Consider the following 16543-nt stretch of genomic DNA (forward strand, 5'->3'; position numbering starts at 1 on the left):
CAGCGGGCGCCGCCGCAGGACATCGGCCTCTCGGTCCATTGTCGACGCCGTCGCACTTGGCTGATGACGGCGGTCGTCGGATCGCTGTCGGGCGAGGTCGCCGACATCGAGCGCGCCGCCACTCTCCGAGGGCGTTCCAGCGGTCTTTTCGACCTGATCGGCCGAAGGCCGTAGATAATGTGTCCGGTGAGACACACATGTCGCAATAATGCGTCCGATGATGTTTGGGCGTTATTCGGGCCTTGATGGCGTGCTTTCTGTCCTGCAGCATATGGTTCTCCAATGCGCCCTTCCGTTTTTTTGTAAGAGGGAACATGATGAACCGATCGTTCGTGACCGCGCGCGCGAGTGTTCTTGCCCTTGCCGTTTCGGCCTTGGTGCTGCCGCTCAGTGTCCACGCCCAGGCCGCTCCCGAAGACACCCCGCAAGAGGCCACTGCCGACAGCAGCGGAGATATCGTGGTGACGGGATCGCGCATCCGGCGAGATCCGCTCGACAATCCTTCGCCGGTGGTCACCGTCGACGAAGCGTCGATCGCGAAGACCGGCCTTTCGTCGATCGTCGACGTGCTGCAGCGCATCCCGGCATCGTCGGGCGGCCTCAACTCGAAGTTCAACAATTCGGGCAATTTCGGCAATCCGCCCGATGGCGGCGGCGTCGGGGCAGGGTCGGCGGCGATCGACCTGCGCTATCTTGGCGCGAAACGCACGCTCGTGTTGGTGGACGGCCTGCGTTACGTCAACGGCGCCAGCGCCAGCGGAATCCCCGGCACGGTCGACCTCAATTCAATCCCCGATGTGATGATCCAGCGCGTCGAGGTGCTGCAATCGGCGGCGTCGGCGCTCTACGGATCGGACGCCATTGGCGGCGTGGTCAACATCATCACGCGCTCGAACCAGCAGGGTTTCCGCGCCAGCGCCCAATATGGCCAATATCTGGGCGACAATGACGGCGACACCCAGAACTACCAGTTGAGCTGGGGCGGCGGCAACGATCAGGTCCATCTCGATATCGGCGGCTTCTATACGAAGCAGGACCCGGTGCGCGCGCGCGATCGGGCGATCTCGCAATTCCCCAATCCCGGCCAGACCAGCTGCACCGATCCGGTGGGCGGCTGTTCGGGCGCGGCAGTCAATGGGCGCATCCTGTTCAACCCCGGCAATCCTTCGCTGCCCGCGGGCGGCGCGATTACCGTGCGCAATCCGCCGCTGAACGGGCGCGGGGTCTATGATCCGACTCTGGTCGGCGGGGACTTCCGCGCCTTCACCACGGCGGATCGCTTCAACTTCGCGCCGTTCAATTATTTCCTGACGCCGAACGAACGCTATGGCGGCTTCATGAACGCCCGGGCGGAGTTTTCCGAGGCGTTCAACGTGCGGCTCAAGGCGAGCTGGGCGCATCGCAATTCGCAGAATCAGGCGGCGTTCCTGCCGCTGAACGTCGGCCCGGATTCGGGCAACGGCAATCTGCTCGACACGATCTCGATCGACGTCACCAATCCGTACAATCCTTTCGGCATCACGCTGAATTCGGGCACCAACGGACAGCCGGCGACCTATTCGCTGGTCGGGCGCCGGCTGGTCGAGGCCGGGCAGCGCACCTACAACCAGGAAGTCGACACGCTCAGCGTCACCGGGACGATCGACGGCAAGTTCCATCTGTTCGGCCGCCCCTGGTATTATGACGCGAACGCGGTCTTCGGCTTCAACGATGCGCATCAGCTGTTCACCGGAAATCTGAACGCCGCGCGGCTGGCGCAGGCGCTCGGGCCGGTCAGCCAGTGCACCGGGGCGTGCGTGCCGTTCAACATCTTCGGCGGGCTGGGCTCGATCACTCCGCAGATGCTGGCCTTCGTCGCGTTCGACGAGAAGTCGCGCAGCAGTCAGGAATTGCAGGACTATACGTTCAACGTATCGGGCGAGTTGTTCGACCTGCCCGGCGGGCCGGTCGGCATCGCGTTCGGCTACGAACATCGCTATCAGGAGGGCAGCTTCACCCCCGATCCGGTGATTCAGGCCGGGCTGGGCGCGGACATTCCGGCTCAGGCCGCGCGCGGATCGTTCGACGTGGACGAAGTCTATGGCGAATTGCGCTTGCCGCTGATCCGCGACGTGCCGTTCCTGCGATTGGTCGAGCTCAACGGCGCGGTGCGCTATTCGGACAATTCGACCTATGGCGGCAACACCACCTTGTCGGGCGGCGCGCTGTGGAAGCCGGTCGAGGACCTGCTGCTGCGCGGTCAATATGCCGAAAGCTTCCGCGCCGCATCGATCGGCGAGTTGTTCGGTGCCCAGTCGCGGTTCGATCAGACGCTCAACGATCCTTGCACCAGCGCGGCGGGCGGGTTGTTCCAGACCAACGCCACGGTCCGCGCCAATTGCATCGCGAACGGCGTCCCCGCCAATGGCAGCTATGTCGAGCCGCAGGGCGGACAGATCAGCGTGCTCACCGGCGGCAACGCCGCGCTGGCGCCCGAGACGGCGGAGACCTGGGTGTTCGGCGCGGTCTACAGCCCGGCATGGGCGCGGGCCGGCATGTTCAGCGCGCTGAGCCTCGAGGTGAATTATTACGACATCAGGGTCGACGGCGCGATCGCATCGATCCCGGCGGAGGTGCTGCTCGATCGCTGCGCCCAGACCGGCGACGCCTTGTCCTGCGCGGCGGTGGAGCGCACGCCCGCCGGCTTCATCTCCGCAGTCAACGGCGTCTTGCTCAACACCGGCGGCGTCCGGACCCGCGGCGTCGACGCGACGCTCAACCTGCGCACCCGCGACACCGGGGCCGGCACCTTCGGGCTATCGGTGAGCGGCAATTATCTGCTCAAATATGAGGAGACGGTGCCGGCAACGAGCGGATCGACCACTACCGACTATACCGGCACCGAGCGGGGCAGCCCCGACCAGGCCTATCCGCACTTCAAGGGGCAGGCGACTCTCGACTGGGACATCGGGCCGGTCGCACTGGCCATCACCGGGCGCTATATCGATAACGTCGTGGAAAATCAGGGCGGCAACCGGCTGGACAGCCGCCTGTACGGCGACGTCCAGTTCAGCTTCCGGCCGAGCTGGATGGGCGAGCGGTTCGGGCTCACCCTGGGCGTCAACAACGTCTTCGACAGCGACCCGCCGCCGTGCATCTCGTGCAGCCTGAACAATTACGATCCGACCACCTACGACATTCCGGGGCGGTTCGGTTATGTGCGACTGAGCTACGGCTTCTGACGGACGCGTGAGCGCGGGCGGAAGGGGCACGACATTTGCGTCCGCACGTGCAATGCCATGTCCGGCGGCCGGGGGATTCATTCCCCGGCCGCCGCGACACAGGCTTCCACAGGCAATTGGCGGGACCGTAGATGCAATCAGCTAGGTTTTGCGTGCGCGTGTCTCGCCGCGTCATGGCTTCGTTTACATGCCTCGCCTCCACGCTCCTGATCGCCTCCGCGAGCGCGCAAGAGCCGCCGCGGCTGGTATCGAAGGACGGTCGGCACGCGCTGATCGTCGATGGCGCCCCGTTCCTCATGCTCGGCGCGCAGGCCAATAATTCGAGCAACTATCCCGATATGCTGCCGCAGGTCTGGCCGGCGATCGAGCGCATGCATGCCAATACGCTCGAGATGCCGATCGCCTGGGAGCAGATCGAACCCGTCGAAGGCAGGTTCGACTTTGCCTTCGTCGATGCTCTGGTCGAACAGGCGCGCGCGCGACAGGTCCGCCTCGTCCTCCTGTGGTTCGCCAGCTGGAAGAACACCGGCAACAGCTATGCGCCCGAATGGGTGAAACGCGACACCGTGCGTTTCCCGCGGATGCGGAAGCCCGACGGGACCACGCACTACGCGTTGAGCCCGCATGGCCGGAACACCCTCGAGGCGGACAAAAATGCCTTCGTCGCGTTGATGCGGCATCTTCGCACGATCGACCGCGACCATAGGGTGATCATGGTCCAGCCGGAGAATGAGGCGGGCAGCTATAGCCTCGCGCGTGACCATGCGCCGGATGCCGACCGGCTGTTCAAGGGCCCGGTGCCCACTGAGCTGGTCCGCGCCCTCAAGCGTGAGCCGGGCAGCTGGACGCAATTATTCGGCAAGCGCGCCGAGCAGTATTTCCAGACCTGGCATCTGGCGCGCTATATCGATGAGATCGCCGCGGCCGGAAAGGCGATCAAGCCGCTGCCGATGTATGTGAACGCCGCGCTTGGCGATGCTTTCAGCGACGAGAGCGGCAATGTCGGGCCATCGGGCGGGCCGAACTGGAACGTCATCCCGATCTGGAAGGCGGCCGCCCCGCATATCGACCTCGTCGCTCCCGATATCTACACGCGCGACCCGCTCGCGGTGACGAGCTACCTCGATAAATATGCGCGTCCTGACAATGCCTTGATGGTGCCGGAGATCGGCAATGCCCGGGACTATGCGCGGTTCCTGTGGCCGGCGCTGGGTCGCGGTGCGATCGGTTTCGCGCCGTTCGGCATGGATGATACCGGCTTCTTCAACTATCCGCTGGGCGCGAAGGCCTTCGACGCGGAAACTTTCGAGGCATTCGCGGCGCCCTATCGCTTTCTTGCGCCCATCGCGCGCGACTGGGCGAGGATCGCATTCGAGAAGCCGGTCTGGGGCACCGCAAAGGGGGCGAAGGAGCAGGCGACGGTGATGGGCCGCTGGCGCATCGGCGCGGAATATGGCCTCTGGCAGATGGGCGAGCCGGGTTGGTCGAGCTGGACCAAGGTCGATCCGCATCCTTTGGCGGAGGCGCCCGTCGGCGGCATGGTCGTCGCGCAGCTCGAACCCGACACCTTCCTGATCACCGGGACCGACGTTCGGGTGCGTCTGTCGCTGGCGAACGGCAAGGCGGGCGAACAGGCACAGCTCATCAGCGCCGAGGAAGGCAGTTTCCGAAACGGGAAATGGCAGATGGCCCGCCGCTGGAATGGCGACCAGATCGATTACGGATTCAACTTCACCGGCAAACCCGTGCTGCTCAAGGTCGAGATGGGGACCTATCCGTAGCGGCAGTGCCTCGCGCGGTGATATTCCGGGAAGGCCCGGCAGGGTTAGGAAGTTGAGGATCTTCATCAATTCCTGGCCAGCAGGATCGCGCCTGCGTACCGGGATCGAACAGGCACTTCCGAATGCCGAGCCTGTGGCGAACCGAAAAACACCTGTGATCTCGCGCCGATGGCCTTGCGGCTGGACTGTTTTCGTGCGCGACGGCCAGGGGCGCATCGGAAAGCGATTGCGGGGCCACCTCATATGGCAGCCCCGCCGGCCGGACTTCCGCGTGAGCGCGATCACACCCTGGTCGCTGCCTCCCCCGACGCGAGTTCGGATGCGAAGGTGCGATAGGAGTGCAACGGGCGATCCAGGATGCTGGTCAGGCGGTCGACATCGCCAGCCTCAGGAACCATGCCGTCGCTGACATAGCGCTCCGCCATCAAGCGCATCTCATAAGCCGTCCATTTCGGCATGAAGTTGGCCATATTCTGCTCGAACGCGCTCGGATCGTCGTCGCCATAGGCGACCGGGCGGCCGAGGACGTCGGACCAGATCGCGGCCACATCCGAACCGGTCAGCGTGTCGGGGCCGACAAGGTTGATGGTCTCGATCGGCAATTTCCCCGGGGCGTCCGCACGCCGCACGAGCTCGATCGCCGCGACCTCCGCGATGTCGCGCGCGTCGACCATGGCGATGCCCTTGCTCCCGATCGGCATGGGATAGACGCCGTGGTCGAAAATCACGTCCTTGATCATGTGCTCATTGTCCATGAAGTAGGACGGACGCAGGATCGTGGCGCTGAAGCCCATCTGCTCGATCATCCGCTCCGCGCCGGATTTCACTGCGAAATGCGGAACGTTCACGAAGCGATCGGCGTGGATCACCGATAGATAGACGACGCGATCGACGCCCGCCTCGCGCGCGATATTGAGGGTGATGAGCGCTTGGGTGAATTCGTCGCCGGTGACGGCATTGAGCAGGAAGAACGCGTCCACGCCGATGAACGCGGCGCGAAGCGCATCGATGTCCAGCAGGTCGCCCTGCGCGAGCTCGACGCCGGCCGGGAACCTGGCTTTCGACGGATCGCGGGTGAGGATGCGCACCGAAGCTCCGCGCTTGACGAGTTGTTCGACGACATTGCGGCCAACGCGGCCGGTCGCGCCGATGACGAGAATGGTCATGATGAATCTCCGAGCTGTCATGATTGACGCTCCCGAAATTACTGATCCACAAATGAGCTAATAGACGTTATATTTGAACACATCGTCTCACTGGTGGAACGTATGGACCTTCTCGCGCTCGCTGATTTCAACCTCGTCGCCAGGCATGGCGGGTTCGGGCGCGCCGCGCGTGCCGCCGGTCGGCCCAAAGCGACTCTCTCCCGGCGAGTATCGGAATTGGAGGCCGCCTTGGGGATCCGCCTGTTCGAGCGCGGGGCACGCGATCTCAAGCTCACCGAGGAGGGGCGGGCGCTCCATCAGCGGACCGGCGCGCTGCTCGTCGAACTCAACGAGACGGCGGCGGCGATAGCGGCGGGCGGCGACGCGCCGCGCGGCCGGCTACGGATCAGCGCCCCCTTGCTGTTCTCGCAAGCCGCGATGGGGAAGCTGGCCGCGGGATTCGCGCTGGAATATCCCCAGGTTCGACTGGAGGTCACCGCGGACGATCGTGAGGTCGACATGGTCGAGGAAGGCTATGATCTGGTCATACGGGTGAATCCGCGCGTGGACGAAAGCCTTGTCGGCCGGGCGTTCCTCCGCGATCGGCTGGTTGTCGTGGCGCATCCCGGCCGGTGCCGGCTGGCAGACGGCTCCGCCGTGCCGGTCGTGGTGCGGGGCGGCGGCGATCCGCCGGTCGCCTGGCGCATGACGACGCGCGATGGCCCGATAACGCTCGCGATCGATCCGGTCCTTTCGGTTTCCTCGATGATGATGGTCCGCGACGCGGTCAGGCTGGATGTCGGAGCGGGTCGGCTGCCACTGTCCCTCGTGGGCGATGACCTGTCTGCCGGTCGCTTGTCGCGTTGGGGTGATGCGGAGGGGCCGGACATCGCGCTATGGGCGCTCTATCCGTCGCGTCGTCTGCTGAGCGCCCGGGTTTCCGCATTCCTGACCTATCTTCAGAAGCGTTTCCCCGGTGGCTCGCCTGACGAATTGGCCGCCTTCATCGATTAGCGACGTCGTCTACCGAGAGCATGAGCCAATGGCCCGTGATCCGCGACGACGGGCACGTGAGGAAGCCGGAGCGCCGGTCACCCCATCGCGGCGGTGACCAGCGGCCGTCGGGCGGCGCGCCATGCCGGTACCGCGCCGCCCAGCACCCCGACGATCAACGCCAGGGTCACGGCCTGGACGATGTCGTTCGCAGTAAGATCGAACTTGAACATCACCTGGGTGAGGTTGCCGCCGATCGTGCTCGCGCTGCGACCTTGCAGGAACAGGCCAGCCATAGCCACTCCGAGCCCCGCGCCGAGCAGCACGAGCAACACCGCTTCCGTCATTGTGCTCACGAAGATCGACGGCCCGCGAAAGCCGAGGATGCGCAGAGTCGCGATCTCGGTCGAGCGTGTCGATATCGAAGTGAACATCGTGTTGAGCGCGCCGGCGAGCGCGCCGACCGCCATCGCGATGCCGAGCGGCCAGCCGACGAACAGGATGAGCTTGCCCATGTTTCTCGCCTGCGCCGCGAAATAGTCGCGCTCGGAACGGGCCACGAGTTTCAGGCTGGGATCGGCGGCGAGGTAGCGCTGGAGCTTGGCGAGCGCGGAAGCGTCGTTCAGCCTTGCGCGCACCGATTGCGCCGCGGCGCTCGATCCGAAGAATTGGCCGACCAGTTTCCGGTCGGCCCAGACCTCCGATTCCATCGCCGACCCACCGGCGTCGAACACGCCGACGACACGCCACGCCATGCCGGCGAGACGCACATTGGCGCCGGGCTTGAGGTCGCGGTAGCGCCCCGCGAGTGCACTGCCGACAACGAGTTCGTTGCGGCCCGGGGTGAACATGCGGCCGCTCGCAAGGTGTGCCAGCGGACGGACCGCCAGTCCCTGCGGTCCCATGCCGCGCAAGGTAACGCTCGATTCGGCGCCGCCGTTCTCGACTGCACTGATCGTCGCGAAACTCTCGGCCGAGAGCAACGGTCCGTTCTTGCCGAGGGCGATCCCCGGCGCGTTGTCGAGCCGGGCGAGCCGCGCAGTATCGATCGCGCTGTTGAATTCGGACACCGATCCCTCGGCGAGGATGATCGCGCTCCGCTCCGATCCCGTGCCGGCGAGGGTGGCGCGGAAGCCCGAAGCCATGGCGAGAAAGCCGAGCAGCACCAGCGTGGCAAGCGCGATGCTCAGCACCGTCGCGGACGACATGCGCGCACGCGACGGCAATCCGAGCAAGGCGATGCGCGCCACTGCGGCGATCTGTTTGACGCTGCCCGTCATCACTTCCTCCCCAATGCTTCGACGATGTTGACGCGGCTTGCCTTGAGCACCGGCAGGATGCCGGTCAGCAGGATCAGCAGCGCCGCGAGCCCGGCAGACATGGCGAGCGTGGACGTACCCATAGCCATGCCGGGGAGCACGTCCTTCAGCGCGGTGCCGATCGCCGAGACGATCAGCGCTGCCACGCTCATGCCCGCGATCGCGCCCGCTGCCGTGATCAGTGCGACTTCACCCGCGAAGATCCGCGCAACACGCAGCCGCGAGAAACCGAGCGTCTTGAGCACTCCGATCTCGCTTGTGCGCTCGCCGACCATGAAGATCAGCGTGTTGCCGACCACGCAGAGGATGACGACAAACGCCGCGCCGACGATCAGCCGGACGATCAGCATCACATCGCCGATCTGCGACAGGAAGGCACGGCCAAGCGCAGCCTCGCTCTGCGTGCGTGTCGCAGCCGCCGAATTGGTGTATCCGGCGTCGATCGCGCGAGCCATCGCGTCGTTGGCGGCGAGATTACGGCCCTGCACCAGAACCCAGTTGATGCGGTCGCGCCCGGTGAGGAGCGCTTCGTTGTAATAGGCGAAGTGCCCGGCCAAGCCGAGTTCGCTGCCGCCCGGCTGGGCAGCGGTGTAGATGCCGGCAACGGTGAAGCGCCAGGCGCGTGTCCCGTCTTCGCGCAGATCGTTGAAACTCTGCAGCGTGACCTGATCGCCGCGCTTCCAGCCATAGCGTTCGGCCAATGCGCGGCCGACCAGAAGGCCGTCGCGCGTGACGAGGAAGCGGGCGCGGTCCGCATCGGCGACATTCACCATGTCCCTGGACAGACCGAGATAGGCCTCGGGCTCCACCATCACTGCCGACACGATGTCCTTGGGTTGACGCCAATAGATCAGCGCCATGCGCACCGGACTCGAACTGGCGACATTGGCATGGCGGGCGACGTCGCGAGCATAGGCGATCGGCAGCGTCTGTTGGAAACCGTTGCGGTTGACCACCATCATCCGCTCGTGCGCGCCCGGCTGATCTTCGAGCCTGAATGCGGTCGCGACGGCGCTCAGCACCCCGAAGATCAGGAAGGCGACGGCGATGCATCCCACCATCAGCAGCATGCGGACCGGATTGCGCAGCGCGTTGCGCCGGACGAGCGTCGCCTCCCTCATGCCGCGATCGCTTCGTTGACGAAGCGTCCTTTCTCGAGATGAAGGGTGAGATCGGCCGCCCGCGCGGCGACGGGGTCGTGGGTGACCATCACGATGGTCTTGCCGAGTTCGTCGGCGAGCAACCGGAGGATTCCGAGCACCGTGTCGGCGCTCGGCCGATCGAGATCGCCGGTAGGTTCGTCGGCGAGGATCAGCGTGGGATCGGCGACCAGCGCCCGGGCGATCGCGACGCGCTGCTGCTGTCCGCCCGAAAGCTCGCGCGGGCGATGCCGGGCGCGGTCGGCGAGCCCGACCACGTCGAGCGCCGTATCGACGCGGCGGCGGCGCTCCTTTGCGCCCATCCGGTGGAGCAGCAGCGGCAGTTCTACATTCTGCGCCGCCGTCAGCATCGGCATCAGATTGTAGAATTGGAAGATGAAGCCGAGCGTCTGCGCGCGCCATCGGGTCAGGCCCGAGTCGCTGTAACTGTCGATCCGCTCGCCATCCACGGCGAGCATGCCGCTGTCCGGACGATCGATGCCGGCGAGCATGTTGAGCAAGGTGGTCTTGCCCGATCCCGACGGCCCCATCAGGGCGACGAAACGCCCCCGCTCGATCGACAGCGACATCTTGTCGAAGATCGGCACTTCGGTGTTGCCGCGGCGATAGCGCTTCGACAGATCGACGATGTCGATGAGCGTGTCGGCGGCGGGAACGCGCTGCATGAAGTTCATGACGGGTCTCCTTTGGGAAGGAACGCCGCTTTGGCGGCCATTTGCGGAAGGATGCGCGGATCGCGGCGCACGAAAGCGATGTTGACGCGCACGGTGGCACGGTTGCGGTCCGCCGAGGGGACGATCGCGGCGACCGCTGCCTCGAACCGCTCGCCGGGAAGCGCGTCGAAGGTCAGCGCCACGCGCTGGCCCGAGCGGATGCCGCTGATATAGGCTTCGTTGACATCGGCCTCGACTTGCAGGCTGGCCATGTCGACCAGGGTCACCACCCCGGTGCGCGTAAAGCCGCCGCCCGCCGAGATCGGCGAAACGAGTTCGCCGACTTCGGCATTCTTCTCGATTACCACTCCGGCAAAGGGTGCGCGGATCGCGTAGCGATCGAGCATGACATGGGCCGCGCGCACCGCCGCAGTCGCGCCGCTCGATGCGGCTTCGGCGGCGGCAATGCGCGCGCCGAGCATGCCGCTCTCGGCCTGGCTTTCCTCGAGCGCCGCCATGGTGGTGAAGCCACGCTGGCTGAGCGCCTGGCGACGTGCCAGCGTAGCGACGGCCTGGCGATGCTGGTGACGCAGGGCAGCGACCGTCTCGCGTGCTTCGGCTTGCGCGGCGATTGCCCGGTCGAGCGCCGCGCGCGCATCCGAATCGTCGACGCGGGCGATGATCTGGCCGGCCTGGACATGGTCGCCCTCGGCGACGAGCACCTGACGTAGTTGCCCGGTAACTTGCGAGCCGACGGTACCACCGCGCTGTGGCACGACGAAACCGGCGGCGACCAGGCTCGCCGCGGGCGCCTCCGCGATCGGACTCGCCGGCGGGACGGGCGCTGCGGCGACGGGCTCAGGCTTGCCGCCGGCGCTCCCGAGCAGCGACGCCGTCGCGACGCTGCCGACCGCGAGGCTCGCCATCCCGGTAAGCAGCAGCGGCAGCAAGGAGCGGCGGCCGCCATCGCGGTCGGTGCGGACCGCGGGCGCCGCCCTGGGGATGGCCCTGGTCGGCTCGCGATCGAGCCTGAGCTCGCGCAGTCGGTCGGCGACGGTCGCGGTCATCGGTCGTTCTCCGTCTTGCGCTCGCAACGCGCGCATGCGGCCGCCCAGACCAGCCCGGCACCGAGCGCGACCAGCAGATGCGGTGCCGTCGCAGCCAATCCGGCATTCCCGAGTGCACTGCCGCCGGTGCCGGCGAAATAGTCGAACGGCGCGGCACAGAGCAGGATTGTCGCGGCGACCAGGCTCGCCGCCATGCCGGCCGATGCGCACCCACCTGGCAGCGGCAGCCTGCGCAGCACGTAAAGCAGGAGCAGGAACAGTGCGCCGAACCCGATCTTGGCATGGGGAGGCACTTTGTCGGCGACCGCGAACACCGCCATGGCAGCGCCGCGCAGGTCGGTCTCGCTGCCGACCTGCAGCCATCGCACCACGGCGGAGCCATAAGTGAACGATGCCCAGCCGATCATCCATCCGATCAGCGTGCATTTGTGCGCCGCCAGCCCCGAAATTGTCGAGGCCGGAGCTTGGGGTGTGAAGGGCGCGGTCATGCGAACTTCTCCTGGAGGAACTGGCGGTGGACGAGGCGGCGGTAGAAGCCGGCGCCGGACAGCAGGGCCTCGGGCGCGCCGCACTCGGCCAATTCGCCTCGATCGAGCGCGACGATCTGGTCCATCGACTCGAGCCCGGTCATGCGGTGCGTGACGAGGATACAGGTGCGCCCGCGCATCAATGCGTCGAGACCCTGCAGGACGAGGTGCGCGTTTTCCTCGTCGAGGCTCGACGTGGCCTCGTCGAGGAGCAGGATCTCGGGATCGCGCAGGAACATCCGGGCGATGGCGAGACGTTGGCGCTCGCCACCCGACAATCGGGCGCCGCGCTCGCCAATTTGCGTGTCGAGCCCCTCGGGCAGCGCCGCCACGAACCCGTCCGACCGCGACAATGCGAGCGCGCTCGCGATCGCTTCGTCGCCGACCGGCCGGTCGATCCCGTAGAGGAGATTGTCGCGAACATTGCCCGAGAGCATCGCCGAGGTCTGCGCGACATAGCCGATCCGCGCGCGCCACTCGCGCAGCGGGATCGCAGTGATGTTCTCATCGCCGTGGCGGATGCTGCCCTGATCGGGCGTATAAAAGCGTTCGACCAGCGCCAGCAACGTCGACTTGCCCGAGCCGCTGGGGCCGATAATGGCAGTGCGGCTGCCGGGCGCGAAGACCAGGCCATCGAGCGACAACGCCAGGCGATCGCCATAGCTGAAGCGGACCTGGTCGAAGGCCAGCGCCTTCGGCATGCGGCCGACGGGAGCGCGGGGGGTTGCCGGTGCCGACCATTCGGGCGCGAGGCGCAGCACTTCGGCGAGCCGAGTCGAGGCGCCGCGCGCGACCGAAAGCTGCGAGAAGAAGCTGGTGAGCTGCGCCAGCGGCCCGACCACGGTGAAGATGTAGAGCAGGAAGGCGGTGAGCGTGCCCGACGACAGGCTCCCTGCCGCGACGCGCATTCCGCCATAAGCGAGTATGGTCACCAGCGAGATCGTCACCGCCAGCGTCATCACCGGGCTCAGCCCAGCCTCGATCCGGGCGGAGCGGCAACCGAGCGCGAACAGCGCGAAAATGCCGGCATCGGCGCGGCGGCGCTCACGCTCCTCGGCGTCGAACGTCTTGACCATCCGCATTTCGGCGAAGACCTGAGTCAGGCGCCCGCTCAGCCGGGCAGTCTCGTCCTGGGTGCGATAGGCCACCGCGGCCATCGTCAGCATCACGGGCAGCATCGCGAGGAAGGCCGCGCCGATCACGCCGAACAATATGCCGGCGAGCGCGGCGTCCATCGAGAACAGCACCAGTGCCGCGCCGGTGAGCAGCAATATTGCCGATGCGGCGTTGAGGCTCTCGCGCGAGATGAGCTGGGCGACGGCCTTGGTGTCGTTGATCACGCGGCTGGTCACTTCGCCGCTGGCCAGCCCATCCAGATAGGTGACCGGCGCCGCCACGAGCCGCTCGACCGCCGCGCTGCGCAGCCGGGCGCCGAACGAAAGCCCCGCCCGGCTGGTGAGATAGCGCGCGACGGCCGCGGCGACCGCGGCGGCGAGCAAGACGAGGACCAGCTGGACGACCGCCGGCTGGCCGAACAGCCCGCCGGATGTCGAGAGCGCGGCCGAGCCGTCGACGATCGTCCGGGTGAGCAGGGGAAAGCCGAGCGTGCCGCCCACCTCCACCAAGGTCAGCAGCGCCGCGACGGCGAGCGCCGCGCGATCGATGCGGACATGGCCCAATACCGAGAACAGGCCGGCATAGGATGCAGGCCCCGCCCCGGGGCCTGCGGCGTCGGTGGGCGCCGCGCGGGTCACGCGCGCAGGCTCTCGAGGCGGGCGAGCTTGTGCCGGGACCAGCCCGCGACCAGCGCACTGTCGCTGCGCGTGCCCTGCTCGAACACTTCCTTCGTGCCTTCCAGATCCGGTCTGGTCGCGGCCATTGCCTTGAGCGCCGCGAAGCGCACGCGCTCCGAGAGATGCGACCGCGCCGTCTCGGCGAGATAGTCCTGGGCGTTCCCGCCGCCGACCTGGGCGATCATCGGCATCAGCGAGCACATCGACATGCGGTTGATCATGCTGCCGACGAAGTTGCGCTCGACGTCGAAGCCGTATTGGTCGACCACGCTGCCGCGCACCGTCAGCTCCATGATGTTGAGGCTGATCGACATGCTCTCGGGCGGCAGCTGGTCGTGAATGTCGTAGCAGGCGCGGTAGAGCATGACCTTGCCCTCGCTCAACGAGCTCTGCTCGACGAACTTCAGGTCGACCGGCTCGCCGGGGTAACCAGCGGTGCTCTCGTAATCATAGGTATAATAGTTGCTGCTGTAGCCCGGGCCGAAATGGCCGACGGTCAGAAAGTTGAACGAGTGATCGTGCGGGTGGTGGTAGAAGAACTGCTCGGGTCCGCTGGCGCGCAGGATGTGATCGTTGTTAGACGGCCAGAAATTTGCGCGCAGGAAGAAGGTCTGCTGGCGCTTTGTGGGCGCGTACAGCATGATGACCTGCGGCCCGTAATTGTTTGAGCCGTTGCCGATCCCGGTACGCTTCTTGAGCTCCTCGAGCGCCATGTCGCCGAGGAAGGTGCGATTGTTGCTCAATCGCTTGAGCATCGGTGCCGCCGCGATCATCTGATCGTGATCCGACGTGTCGATATTCTCGTCGTGCAAATATTCGATGATTGCGCCGAGCTCGATCGCGTCGGTCTGCGGAGAGTCGATAACGAGGGGCATGGTGGCGTCTCCTATCGGTGCGTAAGGGTCATTCGGCCGCGATGGCCGGCATTTCGTCGCTGAGCATTTCGATCGTGCGCTGCGCGGCGCGGCGCACCGCTGCTTGCGGATCCCGGTCGCGCATCCGTTCGAGATGCGGCCAGGCGCGCTCGAGGTTGAGGCCCAGAAATTCGCGCATCGTATGCCAGCGGACATAATGCGACGGATGCTCGAGCAGCCGCTCCAGCTGCTCGCAGCTGTCCTGGCGGCCGAACAGGCGCATCGCGGTGGCGAGCATCTGCAGGCGCGTCGGCTCCTGCGCCGGCGAGCTGGCGCCGACCATCCGGCGCGTATCGAAGTCGAACTCGAGTGCCATGGGCATCCCGCCGCGGTACATCTGGATCTGCAACACCAGCGCGTGCGACCCCGCCTTGGCGGAATATTCGAAGGATTCATTGGCTTTGAAGTGGAGCGCGTCGCCCGCTTTGCAGTCGAACCGATCGCCCTCCTCGAAACGCAGGTCGAGCGTGTGGAGGTCGTCATCGTCGCCGAAGGTCGGGATCTTCCACGACTGCAGCGGAAATTCATGCGAGCGGAAGAATTTGAGATAGGTCTCCTGCCCGCCGAAGGTCAGCGTGCGCCGCTCGCCGTAGCGCTGCTTGGCGAGATCGATCTCGAAGCCGTCGAGCGCCAGCAGCATCGCCGTGAACTGGTCGGTGGAAGCCAGCACCATGCCGCCGAAGAACTCGCCGCCGATCGGCTGAAACGACGAGCCATAGAAGGGGTTGCGGTCGGCGCAGCGTTGCTCCTCGGTGACGATTGCCTGGATGCGATCTTCGGTGAAGAAGACGTCGCACAGGCGGAACACTTCCGCCGGCGTCATTTCCTCGTTCGCCGAGAGAATACGCTTGAGGTCGCCAAAGCCGAGATCGTCATTATAGTAGCTGACGCTGCGTTTGTTGTCTTCCAGCAGGCCGGGACGGAACTCGGGGGCCGTCACTACCGCCATGATATCCTTGAGATTCTTCATGTCGTTTCCCTCATGCCGATCGGAACGGTTCACCCGATCCCGTCAGGTGTTTGCGGGCGCGGCGAAGCTGCCGCGCCCGCAAGCGGTTAGTCTGCGACTGCGTCGTTGGTGACTGCGATCACGACGCCGATCACGATGCCGGCAATGACCTGGCCGGCGACGACCGGCGTGTGACGGGCCGAGCCGGGAGCCCCGACTTCGAGGTCGAGGGCGGGCAGGTTGTTGGTGTCGGACATGGAATTTCCCCTTTTTGAGCGTGTCAGAGCTGATCGGTGTCGGCGAAGAAGATCGCGCCGATAATCGAGGCAATACCGGCAGTGAGGCTGCAAATGACGGCCTCGCCACGCTGCTCGACGAGCATGCCTACTTCGAAATCGAGAGATGGCAAATTATGAACTTGATGATTGCTCATGTTTAGTCTCCAGATATTGAGCTCTTGGCTCATTCTACTGTTGAGTTGTCAACTGTTGCTGACAAAGTGAATTTGTCACCACAGAATTAAGCGGTCAATCCATTGAGGATGTTGTTAGGCTCAACTTGAGACCAGTTCCGCAAGGTGCCGGCGCGCCGCGCGGACGTGCGTGCCACTTCGAGGAAGTAGCGCTCCAGCGCCGCGCGCGATTCGGGGCTCAGCTCCACCCAGGTGCGGCGGCCGTCGCACGTGTCGGGCGCGCTGCTGAGCGCACCTGTCTCGATCAGATTGCCGACCCAACGCACCCCGGTGCTGCGCGGTACGCCTGCGGCCAGCGCGAGGTCCGAGATCGAGACCCGCACGCCCTTTCGCTCGGAAAGGTACAGGTCGAGCAGCATGTCCCACACCGGATCGGCCATGTGGAAGCCGGCGAGCAGCCGGCGTTGCAAGCCACGCGAGCGCGCGATATCCGCCGCGACGCGGCCGCACCATTCGTCTTCGGATGCTTCGTTCTCGGCGACGCCCCAGGTAACCGTCGTCTGGAACGGTGCATTGGTGGGCAGAGTGATATGCACGAGCATGGCAATA

The 16543-nt window shown here is 65.8% G+C and carries 15 protein-coding genes; 3 read left to right on the plus strand and 12 right to left on the minus strand.

Features of this window, described 5'->3' with window-relative positions; genetic code table 11:
• Positions 1-314 precede the first annotated feature (314 nt).
• Positions 315-3221, plus strand: coding sequence for a TonB-dependent receptor domain-containing protein (locus Q9Q95_RS13135; protein WP_306097581.1), 2907 nt, complete (start codon positions 315-317; stop codon positions 3219-3221).
• A gap of 173 nt (positions 3222-3394) precedes the next feature.
• Complete coding sequence (locus Q9Q95_RS13140) at positions 3395-5002, plus strand: DUF5597 domain-containing protein (protein WP_306097582.1); 1608 nt, start codon at positions 3395-3397, stop codon at positions 5000-5002.
• Positions 5003-5283: 281 nt separating this feature from the next.
• Here Q9Q95_RS13140 and Q9Q95_RS13145 read toward each other — a convergent pair whose 3' ends face one another.
• The gene (locus Q9Q95_RS13145) at positions 5284-6168 is read right to left on the minus strand and encodes an SDR family oxidoreductase (RefSeq protein ID WP_306097583.1); all 885 of its coding nucleotides are present in this window, start codon (positions 6166-6168) and stop codon (positions 5284-5286) included.
• Positions 6169-6270: 102 nt separating this feature from the next.
• On the opposite strand from Q9Q95_RS13145, the gene Q9Q95_RS13150 reads away from it, so the two are divergent.
• Positions 6271-7161, plus strand: coding sequence for a LysR family transcriptional regulator (locus tag Q9Q95_RS13150; RefSeq protein ID WP_306097584.1), 891 nt, complete (start codon positions 6271-6273; stop codon positions 7159-7161).
• 77 nt (positions 7162-7238) lie between these two features.
• Here Q9Q95_RS13150 and Q9Q95_RS13155 read toward each other — a convergent pair whose 3' ends face one another.
• From Q9Q95_RS13155 to Q9Q95_RS13205, 11 genes are all read right to left on the minus strand, one after another.
• Positions 7239-8420 (minus strand): ABC transporter permease, encoded by a 1182-nt coding sequence (locus Q9Q95_RS13155; protein WP_306097585.1) that lies wholly within the window; start codon positions 8418-8420, stop codon positions 7239-7241.
• Positions 8420-9580: an ABC transporter permease gene (locus Q9Q95_RS13160; RefSeq protein WP_306097586.1), complete on the minus strand. Its 1161-nt coding sequence runs from the start codon at positions 9578-9580 to the stop codon at positions 8420-8422. The genes Q9Q95_RS13155 and Q9Q95_RS13160 overlap by 1 nt, the downstream gene beginning before the upstream one ends.
• Positions 9577-10293 carry an ABC transporter ATP-binding protein gene (locus Q9Q95_RS13165; protein ID WP_306097587.1) on the minus strand — a complete coding sequence of 239 codons (717 nt, stop codon included), beginning with the start codon at positions 10291-10293 and terminating at the stop codon, positions 9577-9579. Before Q9Q95_RS13165 ends, Q9Q95_RS13160 begins: the two co-directional genes overlap by 4 nt.
• Entirely contained in the window at positions 10290-11339 is a 1050-nt protein-coding gene (locus Q9Q95_RS13170; protein WP_306097588.1) for an efflux RND transporter periplasmic adaptor subunit, read from the minus strand. The genes Q9Q95_RS13165 and Q9Q95_RS13170 overlap by 4 nt, the downstream gene beginning before the upstream one ends.
• Positions 11336-11827 (minus strand): hypothetical protein, encoded by a 492-nt coding sequence (locus Q9Q95_RS13175; RefSeq protein ID WP_306097589.1) that lies wholly within the window; start codon positions 11825-11827, stop codon positions 11336-11338. Before Q9Q95_RS13175 ends, Q9Q95_RS13170 begins: the two co-directional genes overlap by 4 nt.
• Positions 11824-13620, minus strand: coding sequence for an ABC transporter ATP-binding protein (locus Q9Q95_RS13180; protein ID WP_306097590.1), 1797 nt, complete (start codon positions 13618-13620; stop codon positions 11824-11826). The genes Q9Q95_RS13175 and Q9Q95_RS13180 overlap by 4 nt, the downstream gene beginning before the upstream one ends.
• Positions 13617-14534, minus strand: a complete 918-nt coding sequence (locus tag Q9Q95_RS13185; RefSeq protein WP_306097591.1) for a transposase — start codon at positions 14532-14534, stop codon at positions 13617-13619. Before Q9Q95_RS13185 ends, Q9Q95_RS13180 begins: the two co-directional genes overlap by 4 nt.
• 28 nt (positions 14535-14562) lie before the next feature.
• On the minus strand, positions 14563-15543 hold the full coding sequence (locus Q9Q95_RS13190; RefSeq protein WP_306097592.1) for a HEAT repeat domain-containing protein: 981 nt from the start codon (positions 15541-15543) through the stop codon (positions 14563-14565).
• Positions 15544-15629: 86 nt separating this feature from the next.
• Positions 15630-15779: a hypothetical protein gene (locus tag Q9Q95_RS13195; protein WP_306097593.1), complete on the minus strand. Its 150-nt coding sequence runs from the start codon at positions 15777-15779 to the stop codon at positions 15630-15632.
• A 23-nt stretch (positions 15780-15802) separates the two neighbouring features.
• On the minus strand, positions 15803-15955 hold the full coding sequence (locus tag Q9Q95_RS13200; RefSeq protein ID WP_306097594.1) for a hypothetical protein: 153 nt from the start codon (positions 15953-15955) through the stop codon (positions 15803-15805).
• Positions 15956-16041: 86 nt separating this feature from the next.
• Positions 16042-16536: a hypothetical protein gene (locus Q9Q95_RS13205; RefSeq protein WP_306097595.1), complete on the minus strand. Its 495-nt coding sequence runs from the start codon at positions 16534-16536 to the stop codon at positions 16042-16044.
• Positions 16537-16543 lie beyond the last annotated feature (7 nt).

The organism is Sphingomonas sp. DG1-23, from assembly GCF_030730875.1.
Lineage (GTDB): Bacteria > Pseudomonadota > Alphaproteobacteria > Sphingomonadales > Sphingomonadaceae > Sphingomonas.